Consider the following 16,765-nt stretch of genomic DNA (forward strand, 5'->3'; position numbering starts at 1 on the left):
CTTCTCTCCTATTTCTTGGGATCGTATTCATAGTGAATAAACTTCTTGGAGGCTAATAGCGATACGACCGTCAACGCAAAAATAATGATGAACAATATCCAGGCCTGCGCCGATGCGTAGCCCATCCGGAACTGTTTGAAAGCCGTATCGAACAAATAATACACATAGAAATACGAGTTATAATCCGGACCGCCCTTAGTAATGACATAGGCTTCCGTAAATACCTGCAGCGAAGCAATCATCGAAATGATCGTATTAAAGAGAATGACCGGCGATATCATAGGCGCGGTGATTTTCACGAATTTCGTAAACCGCCCTGCGCCATCGATCGAAGCTGATTCATAGAGGTCCGCCGGAAGCGATTGCAGCGCCGCGAGAAAGATGACCATCGTGCTTCCCGATGCCGTCAGCTGCATGAGCACCATCGATGGCACGACCGTCGCCGAGCTCGTGAACCAGCCTGGCCCAACGATGCCGAACCAGTCATATAACAGGGAATTGACCACGCCAAACTGCGGATTAAGCAGCCAAGACCATAGAAAGGATACCGCCACGCCGGAAATAATGCTTGGCGCATAGTACACAGTCCGAAGCAGCGATTGCCCCCGTATTTTCGTATTAAGCAGCACAGCAATAACAAGCGAGGTAATGATCGTGAACGGCACCGACATCACGCTGTAATATAACGTGACCAGCAAAGATTTATAAAACAGCTTGTCTTGGAATAACGAGCTGTAATTGTCTATTCCGATATAGCTCGGCGAAGAGATGACATTGTATTCCGTGAAGCTGAGCAATAAAGAGACGAGTATGGGGCCACCTGTAAATACAATGAATCCTATCAGCCAGGGCAAAATGAAAACCCAAAATGCGCGTTCCTCTCGTTTCATTTCCATCGTTAACTTTCTCACCGGTCTGCCTCCTTCGCGCCAGCCGATTCTCCGCCAAACTCCAAAGAACCGGCATGCACTGTTTCCGTCATATGCAAATACGATTAGTTCAATTTCAGGGAATGGAGATTTTCATTCAGCGCCTTCAAGCCTTCCTCCACAGTTTTATCCCCATTCCATACGGTAGGCATGGTCTGATTAATCGTCGAGAGAATCGTATTGAATTTGACGATCAAATGATTTTCCGCTTCGCGTCCGTATTTGATCGAGCCCTCATGCACTTGCTTGAAGTCGGCCGTTTCCATGCCAATCTCCTTCGCCATCTTAGCGTACCAGTCCTCAAACAAGCTTGAATCCGCCGGCGTACGTCCTACTTCGTTCATGTAACGGTAGGCTCCTCCGCCTTCCTGCGGATTAGCCAGATGCCTGACGAACTCCCACGCTTCATCCGGATGCTTGCTAGTTGCCGATACGGACCAAGGATCAACGTAAAGCGTAACTTTGCGGCCTTCATGGTAAGGCACGGCTGCTACTCCCCAGCGGAAATCCGCCTGCTTGTACGATCCAAGACCCCAGCCGCCGCTAATATACATTGCGACTGTACCCGTCATGAACGGATCGCCCAATTGAGCTGCCGCTGCTACGGTTTGTGCGTTAGGAGCGACTTTGTATTTGTTAATAAGGTCCACATTGAACTGCAGCGCTTCGACATTTTTAGGATTTAGCAAATCAGGCTCACCCATCGTCCCTGTCGTATAGGCCTCCGGCTTAAACATATCGCCGCCGAACGCCCACGCCATCGCGTTCGGGCTAAGGGAGCTGGAGAATCCAAAAACCTGCTTCCGCACATTGCCGACATCATGGGACAGCTTTTGCGCCAGCTCCAGCATTTTCTCGTTCGTCCAGGATTGGTCATCCCAATCCGTCGTTGGATACGGAAGATTCATTTGATCGAATAAATCCTTATTGTAGTAAAGATAAGTAGCGTTGCTGACGAGCGGCACGCCGTAATTTTTGCCGTCTATTTTGTAGATGTCGAGCAGGTTTGGATCCATCGTATCCAACTCCGGCGCCCCTTTGGAAATATAAGGAGTGAGATCCTTCAACGCGCCCATCTTCATATAGGTTGCAAAGCCGCTGTCTGCCTGATTGGGGTTCCACACGTCCGGCGCATTGCCGCTCGCAATCATCGTGGTCAGCTTTTGATCAAATTGATCGTAAGGGATGAGCTCCAGGCGGACTTTAATATTCGGATGGCTATCTTCAAAGGTAGAGACCATGGCATCCTGCCACGGCTTTTTCTCCGGATCGGTTGCCATCACCCATACGATCTCTGCTTTTTCAGCTCCGGCTGCCTTATTTCCGTCCTTAACTTCCGCATTACTTGAACAGGCAGACAAGATAACCGTCATTGCCGTTACGGCGCCCACGATGATTTGAGCTTTATTTTTCGTTGACCTGCTTGTATCCTTCGCTTTTCCCATGATGCTCTCCACCTTTACATAGAATTAACATGATGTGTGATTGAATTCTTGAAATGAAGATGAGATTATGAAAACATCCTTGCTGCGCCTCTTCTTGCTCCCCTCTTGCTTATGTCCTATTGAATTGAAGTATATCGTATGATAGTATTATTTTCTCAACTTATATTACTCATTTTAGATTTTTTTCAACATATATTCTTATTAATTTCATGTAAAATCTTATCTATAAGTGAGGGGAACTGATGGAAATCAACTTTTATGAATCACCCCAAATTGACATTAGTCGTGAGACAAAATTCCATTCCAGCATGCCGGCCCAGCATTATCACAATGGTTTTGAAATTTTTTATCTCATTTCCGGCTCCATCAACTACTTTATAGAGGACCAAGTTTATTCTGTCGTAAGAGGCGTTTTGCTGTTCATCAACATTAATGAAATCCACAAGCTGGTCAATTCCAGCGGCGAGTCCTTCGAGAGGATTACGCTTGTTTTCAAAAAGGATTTTGTCGACGCACTTTTTCCAAACCACGATACCTTCGATGTTCTGTCCACTTTTTTGACCGGTAAGCATATGATGCGCCTCGGCAGGCAGGAACAAACCTTCGTGGAACAGTTATTTGACAAAATGATCCATGAATTTAACAACCAGCCGCCCGGCTACGAGTTTTATTTGAAGACGCTGCTGTTTGAGCTCCTAATCTTTATGTACCGTAAGAATGAATCCGACTCCATCGAGAGAACTGAAACGCACTCTGTCCATCATAAGGTGTTCAAAATCGTTAACTATATTAATCATCACTACCAGCAGCCGCTCACCATCAGCCATATCGCTAGTGAGTTTTATATCAGCCCCTCCTATTTCTGCAAGCTGTTCCGGGATAATACCGGGTTTACGTTCACGGAATACGTGAATAATGTCCGCGTAAAGGAAGCCCGTGTGCTCTTAACCCAAAGCCGGATGAAGGTCGCTGATATCTCCGAGCGGGTAGGCTACGAGAGCCTGACTCACTTTGGAAGAATTTTCAAAGAAATTACCGGGCTCTCGCCCCTGAAATACCGCCAAACCTTTACCAGCGGCCCGTCGAGCATTTTCGGGTAAATAAAATTAAAAAAGCTGCGGCAGCCTGTTTTAGGAGGCTGCCGCAGCTTTTTAGTATGAATAGAAGTAGAGCTAGAAATTAACATTTTGTCGTGCATAGTGATTTGTAACTGACTGCCATTTTAATTTAGTTGGATTTTCTCCCTCTAATTTAGTGAATTCCAGCTTTTCTTGGCTATTAACTGGAATTTCTCCCGTTAATTCATGACAGTCAGCTGGAAATGACGGGAAACGGTTAGATTAACGGGACAAATTCCATCTATTTCATTTTCAAAGTAAATAACGTTATATTAGCGGGAGGTTTTCCTTCTAATTTCATAATCCGTTACGAACGATTCAAAAGGTGTCCCCCAATCATTGAATCGAGGCATCTATTTTGTTATAACTTTATAATCTTTCTGTAATGGATGAGGTGGAGGTTGAAGTTTGGTCGTGACGTGAGTGATCATTCATTATGGCGCTTTTGCAGCAAGATTCTATGATCTCATTAGAGTGGTAAAAACATAAATACAGCTGCAATGCGAGCACAAAGTTTCTCCAAAACGATCTCCCCACAACGCTTCAGTTGTTTTTCCAATTTCAACTTATATCTATTTCTTAATAATAGAATTAACACTACACATAGAAGACCCCTGAAAAAATAATCCGCAGCTTCCTTCATCCACTAATACCCATTGTAGACACATAATCTATAAGTCTATATTATGCGAAAATAATAGCTTGCCGCCGTCCCTATCCTTCAACGTTAGCTGGCCATCCTTTACAGCCGCAACCGGCCCATTCGCCCATTGCTGTTCGTAGGTTTCATTGCTGCCAGGCTCGGCATAAACCGCCGTCACCAGCAAGTGGACTCCCGGCTGCAAGCTCGTCCTAACGGTTGGAATTACCGTCCGCGGATTCATAAGGTTCGTGTTCGAATTGGGATAAATCAGCTCCGCCTGCCCCGGTCCATAAAGCACACGGACACCGCTGACGCCCCAGGCGCATACAGCGAGAACGCCATGCTCATCCTGCTCAGTCTTATACCCTCTCGGCAAACCCTCCAGGCTTTCAAGCCCGAGCGCAAAGCCGCCATCTGCGGTATCAAGCTCCCTGCCGGAGTCGATGCAATGAACTCGAATATGCCAAGGCGCCCCCGCAATTAGCCAGGTTTTCACCTCGACATCCGCCCATGGCTTCCAACGAGCATAGAGCATATTCCCCTCTATCCGGGACTCCTCATTCTTACGCTTCACGCGGTAAATATTATCCCCTTCAGACAGCGCTAGCATTGAATCAAAGGCTCCTTGCCCTAGCCCCCATTCCGCGCGCGGCACGCTAAAGCCGAATACGTTCGAATAGGCAAACTTCTCATATTTGGCCGAAGTATGCGTATGCTCATTCGTTGTCGCATGACCGGTATTAAACGCAACCAAATGGCTTTTCTCCGGCTGCCTGCATATGACCAAATGAGGGGCGGGCTGCACGGAAATAGGTTCCAGCTTGGGCAGCGGCAATTCCTCGACTTGCCAGAAGGGATGGCTCTCGTCAAGCGCTAGCGGCAAGAAGGCTTTGAGCGCCCAGTAGGGAGAGCCCGGTGAGTTGTAGTTTTCGGCCATAATCAGATTCGGATAGGCGTATCCGATTGTCAGCGTCCCGTCACGCTGGAAAATGGGCTGCTTAAACCACCAGCGCAACTGGCGAAGCAGCAGTCCTTTCTGTACGCCGTAAGGAATAGCTTCCACCTCGGCATAAGCCATCGCTCCCCAAAAAGCAGCCTGTGCAAAACGGTAAGCCAAGCTTCTGCCGTAAGGAAGCGCCGAGCCATCCTCGGCGAACCAATAAATAAAATCGCTCGCGAACGCAGACGCTCTGCTTTTATATCGTTCAGACCTTACAGGGTCCTCCTGCTCCATCACCTTCGCATAGAAAAGACCATAGTAATAAATGGCGAACGGCACGTAATAGTCGCTATGCGCTTTTACTCCGTCAGCATACCAGCCATCCGACAAATAGAAGGCGTCGATGCGTTCCAGATTTTGCTCCACCACCGCTTGATCGTAAGGCTCGCCTACCGCTTTCAAGCCGAGATTGACAAGCACCGCAAAAAACAGCCAATTGCAGTCGTACGCCTTCCGGTCGCTCGCCTGCCGGAGCCACGCAGCGAAGTTATGCTGCTCCTTCGCGCTAAGGGCGCCCCAAAGCTGGTCGGGCGCTATTACCAGCGCCAGTCCGTATGCAGCCATCTCGACGATCCGCTGGTCATAGTCGTTAATGGCTCCCCAATATTCCACATGCTCCGGATCTGTGCCATTAATGATGCCCTGAATCACTTGCTCCCACAGGATGCTCTCCGATCCACCTGAAATGAGAGGCATAATTCCCCACAGCACCCGTGAGAAACCTTCCATTCCCGCAACGGCATCCTCATAGGAAGCACTTGTGTTACCTATGCTCACCCGTGCTGAACCGCTGCTATAATACGGCTTTAACGGCTCAATGAGCTGGCGCACCGCTTGCTGGACATCCCCTCTCGTACGAAGGGGATTGCTTGCAATCGGAAGATCTATTTTGAACATCGTAAAGGCTCCTCTGCCATTATCATAATTACTAGTCAATCCATCCTTGCTGGCTATGCTTTAAACTCATACAAAAGCAGCCAAACTACGCCACCGTCAAAATAATCGGCTTATCCTTCGTAATGATAATCGTATGCTCATGCTGTGCCGCAAAGCTTCTATCCGGCGTACGAAGCGTCCATCCATCCGCTTGTTCAACGACATAGTCTGCCCCCGTGGACAGAAAAGGCTCTATCGTAACGACAAGGCCCGCTTTGAGCGTTCGCGGATCATGCTTATTGTAAACCGGCGGAATTTGCGGCCATTCATGCACGGCTCTGCCCACGCCGTGGCTGCATAAATCACTAATTACGCTGTAGCCGCCGCGCTTTGCTTCCTGTTGTATGATTTTCCCGATTTCGTTTATTTTCACGCCATGCCGCAGCGAACCGATCACCTTCATCATCGTTTGATGAGTGTGGTGGCACAGCCGCAGCACTGGCTCGCTATAAGGGGCTAGCTGGAAGGAATGCCCCGTATCCGCAACATAGCCGTCTTTCTCCGCGCATACATCAATATTAATAAGATCGCCCGGCTGCAATACGCGGCTGCCCGGTATGCCATGCGCGACCTCGTCATTTACGCTGATACAAGTGTGTCCCGGAAATTGAAATGATTTCATAGGGGAAGATTGCGCTCCGTGCCTGTGCAAAATACGGCCGCCAAGCTCATCCAGCTCCTTTGTCGTCATGCCTGCTACCGCCTGCCGCTTCATTTCATTCAGCGTAAAAGCGACAATGCGGCCTATTTCCTGAAGCGCTTCAACATCCTTTTGTGATCCTATAGTCATGGCAAAACCCGTCCCTTCTTCTTCCTTAAGTATCAGTAGTTTAGCATGAATCACCATAGCGCACTAGCAAACAAAGGGTTTCAATAGTAAAATTAACTACATTAAAAGAAGATTATGGAGGATAAGGCTTGTGAATGGAATTGGATTTTCCGGCAGCGGAGTTGGCATCATTTCGCTTGTCCCTGTATTTATGGTCGTTATTTTCGTTATTGTCATTGGCGGTATTGTTTATAGCATCTTCACCCATGCCAAAAATGCTAGCGCGGCTAAAGAAACGGTATTCGCGCGCGTCGTGTCAAAGCGCATGGACGTTCGCCATCACACGAATCTCCATAACCACGATAACCACAATGACGTTGGTCATGCGGGAAGCTCCTCCCGCACTTATTACTACATTACGCTGGAATTTGATAACGGCGAGCGCAGGGAATATGTCGACGTCAAAAAATTATACGGACTGGTCGTAGAGGGTGACACGGGTTATGCATCCATTCAAGGCGATTGGATCGTTGATTTTCAGCGCCAAATGGGCGGGCAACCGTTGTGAGGCCAGAACGTAACCGTCGTCGCAATCCATTTGTTGCACCCCGAGCGTTGCTCGTTTAGCAGGAAGCGAAATGAAAACCAAAGCAAAAAGGAGGCAGCATCCGTATCGGAAACGCCTCCTTTTTTTGCTTATTTAAGGTAAACGATAGAATGCAAACGGCTCGCCATGGCGGAAAGAGCCGCTGGCGCTCTCCAGCTCGTTCAGCATTTCGGCGGATAGCTCAAGCGATGCGCTCTTCAGATTTTCCGCCAGCTGCTCCACTTTAGATGCTCCGACGATAACCGTCGAAACCACAGGCTGATGAATCAGCCAAGAAAGCGACAACACGCTTGGCGTACAATCCAACTGGCTTGCAACCTCGCTAACCCGATCACCTAGCCCGATCGTTCGTTCGTTTAGAAATCGCTGAAAGCTCGGATCCGTCTGCGCTCTTGAGCCCTCCGGTGCCTTCTCCCCTTTGCCATACTTCCCTGACAATATGCCGCCCGCAAGCGGAAAATACGGGATAATGCCAACGCCTTGATCGAGACACATCGGGACAAGCTCGTTCTCAGGCGTACGATCCGCAAGGGAATAGCTGACCTGCGTAGCTACGAAGCGGTTCAAGCCAAGCCGATCGCTTATGCCAAGCGCCTTCATGAGCTCCCAGGCAAAATAATTGGATGCACCGATGTAACGCACCTTGCCCGCCCGTACCATATCCTCCAGCGCTCTCAGCGTTTCCTCCAAGGGCGTCCCCGGATCAAACGTATGAATTTGGTAGAGATCCACGTAATCGGTTTTGAGCCGCTTCAGGCTGCCTTCAAGCTCCGTCTGCAAATGATAACGGGAAGAGCCACGTTCATTCACGCCTGCCCCTCTTGGCAATCCCGCTTTGGTCGCGAGTACAACGCTGTGCCGGTTCCCTTCAAGCACCTGCCCGATGATTTTCTCCGATTCGGTGCCTGCATAAATATTGGCTGTATCCAAAAAGTTGATGCCATGATCCAGCGCATAATGAATGATTTTTTTGGATGCCTCGAAGTCGGCGCGCTTCCCGAAGGCATTCGTGCCTAAGCCGAGCGCAGAAACTTGAAGCCCGCTATGGCCAAGATGGCGATATTGCATGTGAATCAGCTCCTTTTTTCCATAAATAAGCTTTCCGTATTTTAAATTATAGCCTACTTTCAAATAGGAACTCGCGCTCAAATTCTGATATGATAGGAACAAACCGATTAATCGGAACAAACGTTTCCGTCTCCCGAAAGGAACTATAGGCTATGAGCGCTCAATTGACCACCCGCGTCATTAAATCATTATGCGGCGATACCTTCTTCGAGAGAGGGCAAGCTTATTATAGAGCAGGAAAAGTGGCTATTGAAGCCGTCAATTCCCGGCAAACCAATTTCACTATTACGATACAGGAAGATAGCAGATACGAAGTCATCATAGATATGAAGCGCAACGGTGATGTCGATGCCGATTGCTCCTGCCTTGCTTTCAGCACGTATGACCTTTATTGCAAGCATGTCGCGGCCGCTCTGCTTCAAATTCGCGATTATCAAGCACAGCAGGGTAACGCCAAACGTGTATACCCCTCACTGCTTCATCCGGAGGATCAGCCTTACGAGGATGAGGAAGAGGATGAAGATGCATTGGAGAGTGACGGGCATCTGATTCCACGCTATGCTGGGCATGCGGGGCTTGAGGCAGCGGATACCCGAATTGCGGGCAGCTTGCTTGGTCTATTCGGCAATCGGCCGCCCCGGTCCAGGAAGAGCAGCTCGCTCATTGACACGAGAATCTTGCTCGAAGCAGAAATCACTTGCAAACTCTATCCTTATGGCTACCGAAAGCACTTATTCGGCATTGAGCTTAAAGTAGGGCCAAAGCGCTTATATATCGTGCAGCGAATACGGGAATTTTTGGAGAAGGTCGAGCGCAGAGAGCCCTTTGTTTTCTCCAAGCACTTCACGTATGATCCCGCTCAGCATTGCTTTCGCCCTGAGGACGATGCTGTGCTGACGCAGCTCTATGAGGCATACCGCCAAGAATCGTTGTATCGCCAAATGTCCAATCGCAATCTTTACTTAGGCGAATCGCCGGCCAGCGGCGAGCGGCTGCTGCTCGTTCCCCCGTCTTCTTGGGACGCTCTGCTGCCGCTGCTGCTCGCTGCGCCATCCGTGCAGCTTGCCTACGCCAACCGGGTGTTTACGGGTATAACGATAAGCGATGAGCCGCTGCCATTAAGCTTTGCTTTTGATCAGGCAGAGTCCGAAAGCTATCAGCTTAAAGTAGAAGGCTTGGAAGAGCTGACGATTATGGAAGAGTACGGGCTGGTTATATCCAGCGGCAAGCTGCTGAAAGTGAAATCCGATGCTTGCAAGCAACTCGTTGAGCTGAAGCAGCTGCTTGATACTTCGCGCAAGCCAAAGGTGCAGATCGCACCGGAGCAAATGGAGCCTTTTATGGAGAAGGTCATTCCCGGCTTGATGAAGCTCGGCAGCGTTGCGATTGCCGAGACTATTTCCGACCGCGTTCTCCAAACTCAGCTGAAAGCCAAGCTTTATTTGGACCGGCTTAGAGATCGGCTGCTTGCCGGCCTTGAATTTCAATATGGCGATATCGTCATTAATCCGCTTGAAACCGGAGACACGAAGCGCGGTACCGACCGCATTCTGCTGCGCGATGGCGATCAAGAGCGCCGGATTTTGGAGCTAATGGAGCTGGTGCCTTTTGCCAAGACCGAGAGCGGCTATATTATGGAGGACGAGGACTCCGAGTTCGAATTTCTGCATAACGTCGTTCCGCAGCTGGAGAAGCTGCTTGCCGTATATGCTACCTCAGCCGTGAAAGTCCGAATTGTAACGAAGCATGCTCCGCCTAAAATATCCGTTCAGCTTGAGGAGCGAACCGATTGGCTTGAATTCAAATTCGATATGGACGGCATACCCGAGTCGGAAATTCGCAAGCTTTTAAAGTCGCTAGAGGTGAAACGCAAATTCCATCGGCTGCCTGACGGGGCATTACTGCCGCTGGATGGAGCGGAATTCCAGGAAATTATTCGTTTCTTGAATGAGGTTGGCTTGCGCCAAGGCGATATTGTAGGATCAAAATTCCGTGTTCCAACCGTTCGGGGGCTGCATCTCATTGACGCGCAGGATAACGGAAAAACGATAAAGCTAGGCAAGTCGTTTCGACGGCTGCTGGAAAACATGCGAAATCCGGACAATTTGGATTTCCCGGTGCCCGGAGAGCTCTCTGGCGTGCTGCGCGACTATCAGAAATATGGCTATCAGTGGATGAAAACATTGGCCCATTACCGCTTCGGAGGCATTCTGGCAGACGATATGGGACTCGGAAAGACAGTTCAGGGAATTGCCTTCCTTCTATCTGTGCTTCCCGAAATACGGGAGCGCCAGCAGCCGGCATTGATCGTATCCCCTGCATCGCTTGTCTACAACTGGTTGAATGAGCTCAAAAAGTTCGCACCCGGCATTCGTGCCGTCATCGCGGATGGATCAAAAGCAGAGCGCTCCGCGGTGCTAAAGGGAAAATCCGAAGCGGATGTCATTATCACGTCCTATCCTCTGCTGCGCAGGGATATCGAACAATATGCAAAGCAAAGCTACCATACGCTCATTATGGATGAAGCGCAATATTTCAAAAATCATACGACGCAAACCGCGCAAGCCGTCAAAGCCATCGACGCCGCATACCGCTTTGCGTTAACCGGAACACCTATTGAGAACACGCTGGAGGAGCTTTGGTCGATCTTTGGAGCGGTATTCCCTGAGCTCTTCCCTAACAGGCAAGCGTTTAACGAGCTCACACGGGAGACGGTTGCGAGACGGGTTCGCCCGTTCCTGCTGCGCCGATTGAAGAGCGACGTATTGAAAGAGCTTCCGGACAAAATCGAATCGATTCAAGCGTCTGAGCTGCTGCCGGAGCAAAAGCAGCTGTACGTCGGTTTTCTAGCCAAGCTGCAGCAGGAAACGGTTAAGCATCTGAATGAAGAGGGCTTTCAAAAAAACCGTATCCGAATATTGGCCGGAATCACGAGGCTGCGCCAGCTTTGCTGCCACCCCGCACTGTTCGTCGAAGGCTACGAAGGAAGCTCCGCCAAGTTCGAGCAGCTGCTGGACATTATCGATGAATGCCAAAGCGCGGGCAAGCGGGTGCTCATCTTCTCCCAGTTTACAGAGATGCTTGGCCTTATAGGCCGAGAACTGGGATACCGCGGGGTCCCCTATTTTTATTTGGACGGCCAGACGCCCGCCTCCGAGCGCGTCGCACTCTGCAACCGGTTCAATGATGGCGAACGCGAGGTCTTCCTGCTATCGCTAAAGGCAGGCGGAACCGGACTGAACCTTACCGGCGCCGATACGGTGATCCTATACGATCTCTGGTGGAATCCGGCTGTCGAGCAGCAGGCCGCTGACCGCGCGCACCGCATCGGCCAGAAAAATGTCGTGCAAATTATCCGCCTCGTCACCCAAGGCACGGTCGAGGATAAAATGTACGAGCTTCAGCAGAAGAAAAAGAACCTGATCGACGAAGTCATCCAGCCCGGCCAAGAGGCGCTCTCGTCCTTAAGCGAACAAGAAATCCGAGAGATTCTCATGATCCAATAGCTTACTCGGAAAACTTCAATTCATGTATCTGCGAAAAGATCGGATTTACGGGACCCTCTGTTTTTCCATTTCCCCCTGCGTCCGATCAACGCATCGTATTGGTTATGAATGATCGGCATTTGTTTTAGTTGGAATTTCTCCTTCTATATTTAACGAATTTGCTTTTTCGGGGCACTTAACTTGAATTTCTCCCACTAAATCTGCAAATTCCGCTGAATTTGGAGCCAAATGCTTAAATTAACGGGATACACTCCATCTTTTTCTTTTGCCTAGAGACTAACGTTTATTTAGCGGGATTAATTCCATCTAATTCAACATTTAATGGTATCGACTAATCAAACCATGGAAACCAGCTGCTTTTGTTGTCATATTAGGCTCATTCTAAGCCGGTCGGCATTGCGTTCCTTTACTCTAAAAAAGGTCAAGCATCGGGATTTCTCCCCAGCTTGACCTTTTTACTGACTATGATCTCATGAAATCGCAGATTGTGCCCGCAGTTTAGCTCGCGCGCTCCCTTCGGCATCATTCTCATAAGCTTTCATAGCACAATTAAGCATTGATCCACGCCTCTAGCGTTGTGAAGGTGCTTTTCGCAGCTTCTACAGCTTGGAGGGCTGCCTCGTCCGAAATAACGGATTGCTCAACGAGTTCACGGAATTCAGCCCATTTGGCTCTAGTTTCTGTCCCGTATGCGTTAAAATATTGCGTGCCCTTGCCCTCTGTCTCTGCCTCAGGCAGAAATTTGCGTACTTGTTTCGTAATCATCTGTCCGCCCATTGTCGAACCTTCAATGACATATAAATAGCCAAGGGCCTGGGCGGTCGAATAAAGCTCAGGCAGCTCGGTACATTCCGGCAGTTGCGCGACCTCTTCTTGGGTTCGTCCGAGCGCAAGCAAATCGCTCTCCAGCAAAGGGGATTTAGCACGTTCCCGCAGCGACGCTCCGATCTCGCCCCACCCCGTTAATTGGGCAATGACTCGCTCAGCCGGTTTAATGAAGCCATAAAACTTTTCCAAATAGACGATATACTGCTCCAAAGATAGCGTCTGGTTCATGATTGCTTTAGCATAGGGATTATTCTCGATTTGCTCATGGTTCGAGGCTGTTTCTTCGCGTAAACGACTCATTATACTCATAGGTCATTTCTCCTTTTTGTTTCCTAGATTCTTTCATGATCAAGAACACATTAAACACGCCAATTGTATACAATGATCCGAATTCCAATGACCCTATCCAGCTTGTAATCCATCTATTATAACCTCTCGAATTTCATTACTCAAAATAGAAGTTTCTTATAACGCTGTGCAGCTATAGACCAATAGCCACGCTTCCTATCTATCACTAGGGGGCAAGTATCTTCAATTGATACTAGCAGATTTTAATAGAGATAGGGATAATGACCAGTACGAACGATCTATCACGTACGTATACTTACAGTACAAAGCTATATTAGCACTAGTAGAGAGGAGGATTGGAAAGCATAGTTTTCAGGCTAGAAACAGGCTTGTATAGCTCATCATAAAGAAGGAGTGCTGCAAACCAACACAAAAGCGTTATCCTTGAAAAGAGGTTAGGACATGAATGACTTGATGATCATCACCACCATTTGCGCCTTCCTGTTAACGATTAGCTTCATCTTCTGGCGCCCGCATGTAAATGAAGCGATACCAGCGTCAATCGGAGCTGCACTTGTCTTCCTTAGCGGAAGCGTCTCATTCGCGGATTTAGGGAAAATCACCGAAACGATCGGCGGGGCTGCCGTCACCATTATCGCTACGATTGTAATGGCGATTGTACTTGAGAGCTTCGGCTTCTTCTATTGGGCAGCCGAGCTGCTTACCCGAACAGCGCGCGGCTCGGGTATCCGTCTTTTTTGGCTAACGAATTTATTCTGTTTTCTCATGACTCTCTTCGTCAATAATGATGGAAGCATATTAATTACAACACCTATTTTATTGCTGCTGCTCAAAAATATGCGACTTAAAAACCATCAGAAGATACCCTATTTGTTATCAGGAGCACTCATCGCTACAGCTTCCAGTGCGCCGATCGGCGTTAGCAACATCGTAAATTTAATCGCCTTAAAAATTGTTCATATGGATCTTTATATGCACACCGCTATGATGTTCGTCCCTGCCACGCTCGGGCTTGTCCTCCTAGCTCTCCTTCTGTTTGCTATCTTTTATCGAACGCTCCCAAAAAAGCTGCCGCCCATGGCCGGTTGGAGCCTCACGCCAGGCAGCCACCCCTTAAAGCAAGAAATACCGCAAGAGAGGCGCAACCGCTTCATGTTCAACATTCTAATTTTCGTATTCTGTGTTCGTATCAGCTTATTTGTCGCCTCGTATTTCCACTTTTCCGTAGCTGCCACAGCTGTCATCGGCTCCGCCCTTCTTCTAGGCTGGCGATGGTTCCACTTGAAAATATCACCAGCTGACATGCTCAAAAAAACGCCATGGTATATTTTGATTTTCGCTTTTAGCATGTACGTTATTATTTATGGTCTTAACAACATCGGATTAACCGAATGGCTGATTGGGCTTCTAAAGCCCATTATTTCCGGCAGCCTGCTTCATGCCAGCCTTCTGATGGGCGGATTGTTAAGCGTCCTTTCCAACTTATTCAATAATCATCCCGCCTTAATGGTTGGCACGCTTACTTTAATGAATACCGGCCTCGATCCGTTGACTTTAAAAATCGCCTATCTTGCAAGTGTGATTGGAAGCGATATTGGCTCGTTGCTGCTGCCGATCGGCACGCTGGCTACCCTCATGTGGATGCATATCGTTCGTAAGGGAGGCGTCCAGATCAGCTGGGGACAATATGTAAAAGTAACCATTATCGTTATTCCCATTACGGTCATTTTCACGCTCGTCGTATTGTCTTACTGGGTTTCCTGGATATTTTAAACAGAAAGGGACCTTCCATCCGGAAGGTCCCCTCATTTTATCGCAAACATTCTATGCCCTACACCCGAAATAATCCATAGCCGCTGAGCGGAACAACAGGGTCCGTGTCGATGCTAAGGCCTGAAGAACGGCCATGAAACGCAACATCGACCAGCCACTGCGTGAAGCCTGCTACATCCATCGTCTCCAGCTCCTCTAAGGTAAAGAAGCCGGCTGCGTCTACTTCCACATTGTCTGGAACAGGCTCACCGCTTACATATTCCATCTCAAACGCGACATAAAGATTATGAATATTTCTTGGCTGATCGCGCAAGGCAACGACATTTTTGACGATCGCCTGCACGCCGCACTCTTCCAGCACCTCTCGCTCCACGGTATCCTGTATCGCTTCCAGCTGCTCAATATAGCCGCCGGGGTTCGTCCATTTGCCTTTACCTGGCTCCTGTGCCCTGCGAACGAGCAATATTTTTCCGTCCCGGATGACCAGCGCTCCTACACCAATGCTGTAACTGCCCCAATGGACAAAGCTGCAGTTCGTACAGGCCCTTCTCATTGTTCCATCAACGTCGCGGCTTTCAAGCTTCGAGCCGCATGCCATACAAAAATTCGCTTCCACCCACTTCACCTCTGTCTTCGTCTCATCAGATTATACGAATTATTTTAGCTTCTGCATAGCCTGTCATCAAAGCCAAATAAGCCTTCGATAGCGATTCGTCGACTACGCGGGGAGCGTTAGTTTGAAAACAAGCGCTCCATGCGAGTATAATGACCCTATTGAATCACAGCACAGGAGGAATAACAAATGCGATTTGTAAGCAATAAAGGCATTACCGACCCCACGCTCAATTTGGCGTTAGAGGAATATATATTGCGTTCCTTGCCTGACGATGATGATTATTTGCTCTTCTATATTAATGAGCCTTCCATCATTATAGGCAAAAACCAGAATACGGTAGAAGAAATTAATGCGGAATATGTGGAGAGTAACCACCTGCATGTCGTGCGCAGACTATCAGGCGGCGGGGCCGTCTACCATGATCTCGGCAATTTGAATTTCAGCTTTATTATGAAGGATGACGGAAAATCCTTTCATAACTTCAAAAAGTTTACGGAGCCCGTTGTGCGCGCGCTGCAAGGATTAGGCGTAGACGCTGAAATGACAGGACGCAACGACCTTCAAGTCGGTGAGCGGAAAATATCCGGAAACGCCCAATTTTCGACGAAGGGTAAAATGTTCAGCCACGGCACGCTGTTATTTGATTCTGAAATCGAAAATGTCGTATCCGCACTAAAGCCCAATGCCGAGAAATATGTATCCAAATCAACGAAATCCATTCGCAGCCGCGTTGCCAACATTATGGAGTTTCTAAAGGAACCGATGACGGTAGAACAGTTCCGGCAGCGTCTCCTCCATTCGATCTTCGAAGAGGCAGAGGAAATACCGTTCTATGAGCTATCCGAGCAGGATTGGGACAAGGTTCATAAGCTCGCAAACGAACGCTACCGCAGCTGGGAATGGAACTATGGTCGCTCGCCTGCCTTTAACGTCCAGCAAAAGCAGCGCATTGAAGGGGCCGGGACGTTCGACGTCCGTTTGCAGGTGCAGGACGGGATCATCGTAGACGCCGCGATTTTCGGAGATTTCTTCGGGCGCGGAGACAGCAATGAAGTTGCTCTTCAGCTTATCGGCACCCGTTATGAGTCGTCCGCTCTGAAGCAGCTTCACGAAGGCATAGATTTGAATTTTTACTTCGGGCCTGTCACACAGGAGGAATGGTTAGGGCTGCTTCTGTAAAAAATCGCTAAATACCCCCTACATGCTATGATCTGAGCA

12 protein-coding genes are annotated in these 16,765 nt (G+C 48.8%); 5 read left to right on the plus strand and 7 right to left on the minus strand.

Going from position 1 to position 16,765, the window contains the following annotated elements; all coding sequences use genetic code 11:
* Positions 1–8: 8 nt before the first annotated feature.
* Together FJQ58_RS10970 and FJQ58_RS10975 are read right to left on the minus strand one after the other, a co-directional pair.
* Positions 9–911 carry a carbohydrate ABC transporter permease gene (locus FJQ58_RS10970; RefSeq protein ID WP_238403977.1) on the minus strand — a complete coding sequence of 301 codons (903 nt, stop codon included), beginning with the start codon at positions 909–911 and terminating at the stop codon, positions 9–11.
* Between the two features lie 83 nt (positions 912–994).
* Positions 995–2,374, minus strand: coding sequence for an ABC transporter substrate-binding protein (locus FJQ58_RS10975; protein ID WP_139993248.1), 1,380 nt, complete (start codon positions 2,372–2,374; stop codon positions 995–997).
* 242 nt (positions 2,375–2,616) lie between these two features.
* On the opposite strand from FJQ58_RS10975, the gene FJQ58_RS10980 reads away from it, so the two are divergent.
* The gene (locus tag FJQ58_RS10980) at positions 2,617–3,474 is read left to right on the plus strand and encodes an AraC family transcriptional regulator (protein WP_139993250.1); all 858 of its coding nucleotides are present in this window, start codon (positions 2,617–2,619) and stop codon (positions 3,472–3,474) included.
* Between the two features lie 689 nt (positions 3,475–4,163).
* On the opposite strand, the gene FJQ58_RS10985 is transcribed toward FJQ58_RS10980, so the two are convergent.
* A complete protein-coding gene (locus FJQ58_RS10985) occupies positions 4,164–6,032 on the minus strand; it encodes a DUF2264 domain-containing protein (protein ID WP_139993253.1) in 1,869 nt (622 codons plus the stop codon).
* A gap of 85 nt (positions 6,033–6,117) precedes the next feature.
* Entirely contained in the window at positions 6,118–6,861 is a 744-nt protein-coding gene (gene map / locus FJQ58_RS10990) for a type I methionyl aminopeptidase (protein WP_139993255.1), read from the minus strand.
* Positions 6,862–7,051: 190 nt separating this feature from the next.
* Between map and FJQ58_RS10995 the strand changes: the two genes are divergently transcribed.
* Positions 7,052–7,408: a DUF2500 domain-containing protein gene (locus tag FJQ58_RS10995; RefSeq protein WP_139993577.1), complete on the plus strand. Its 357-nt coding sequence runs from the start codon at positions 7,052–7,054 to the stop codon at positions 7,406–7,408.
* Positions 7,409–7,540: 132 nt separating this feature from the next.
* Here the strand turns inward: FJQ58_RS10995 and FJQ58_RS11000 are convergent, their stop codons facing one another.
* Positions 7,541–8,515: an aldo/keto reductase gene (locus FJQ58_RS11000; protein WP_139993257.1), complete on the minus strand. Its 975-nt coding sequence runs from the start codon at positions 8,513–8,515 to the stop codon at positions 7,541–7,543.
* A 152-nt stretch (positions 8,516–8,667) separates the two neighbouring features.
* On the opposite strand from FJQ58_RS11000, the gene FJQ58_RS11005 reads away from it, so the two are divergent.
* Complete coding sequence (locus FJQ58_RS11005; RefSeq protein WP_139993259.1) at positions 8,668–12,021, plus strand: DEAD/DEAH box helicase; 3,354 nt, start codon at positions 8,668–8,670, stop codon at positions 12,019–12,021.
* Between the two features lie 549 nt (positions 12,022–12,570).
* Here FJQ58_RS11005 and FJQ58_RS11010 read toward each other — a convergent pair.
* Positions 12,571–13,158 carry a biliverdin-producing heme oxygenase gene (locus FJQ58_RS11010; protein ID WP_139993261.1) on the minus strand — a complete coding sequence of 196 codons (588 nt, stop codon included), beginning with the start codon at positions 13,156–13,158 and terminating at the stop codon, positions 12,571–12,573.
* 441 nt (positions 13,159–13,599) lie between these two features.
* On the opposite strand from FJQ58_RS11010, the gene FJQ58_RS11015 reads away from it, so the two are divergent.
* Complete coding sequence (locus FJQ58_RS11015; RefSeq protein WP_139993263.1) at positions 13,600–14,931, plus strand: ArsB/NhaD family transporter; 1,332 nt, start codon at positions 13,600–13,602, stop codon at positions 14,929–14,931.
* Positions 14,932–14,989: 58 nt separating this feature from the next.
* Here the strand turns inward: FJQ58_RS11015 and FJQ58_RS11020 are convergent, their stop codons facing one another.
* On the minus strand, positions 14,990–15,547 hold the full coding sequence (locus FJQ58_RS11020; protein ID WP_139993265.1) for an NUDIX hydrolase: 558 nt from the start codon (positions 15,545–15,547) through the stop codon (positions 14,990–14,992).
* 186 nt (positions 15,548–15,733) lie between these two features.
* On the opposite strand from FJQ58_RS11020, the gene FJQ58_RS11025 reads away from it, so the two are divergent.
* The gene (locus tag FJQ58_RS11025; RefSeq protein ID WP_139993267.1) at positions 15,734–16,726 is read left to right on the plus strand and encodes a lipoate--protein ligase; all 993 of its coding nucleotides are present in this window, start codon (positions 15,734–15,736) and stop codon (positions 16,724–16,726) included.
* The last annotated feature ends 39 nt before the right edge of the window (positions 16,727–16,765 follow it).

Source organism: Paenibacillus paridis (assembly GCF_006345825.1).
In the GTDB taxonomy this organism is placed as follows: Bacteria; Bacillota; Bacilli; order Paenibacillales; family Paenibacillaceae; genus Pristimantibacillus; species Pristimantibacillus paridis.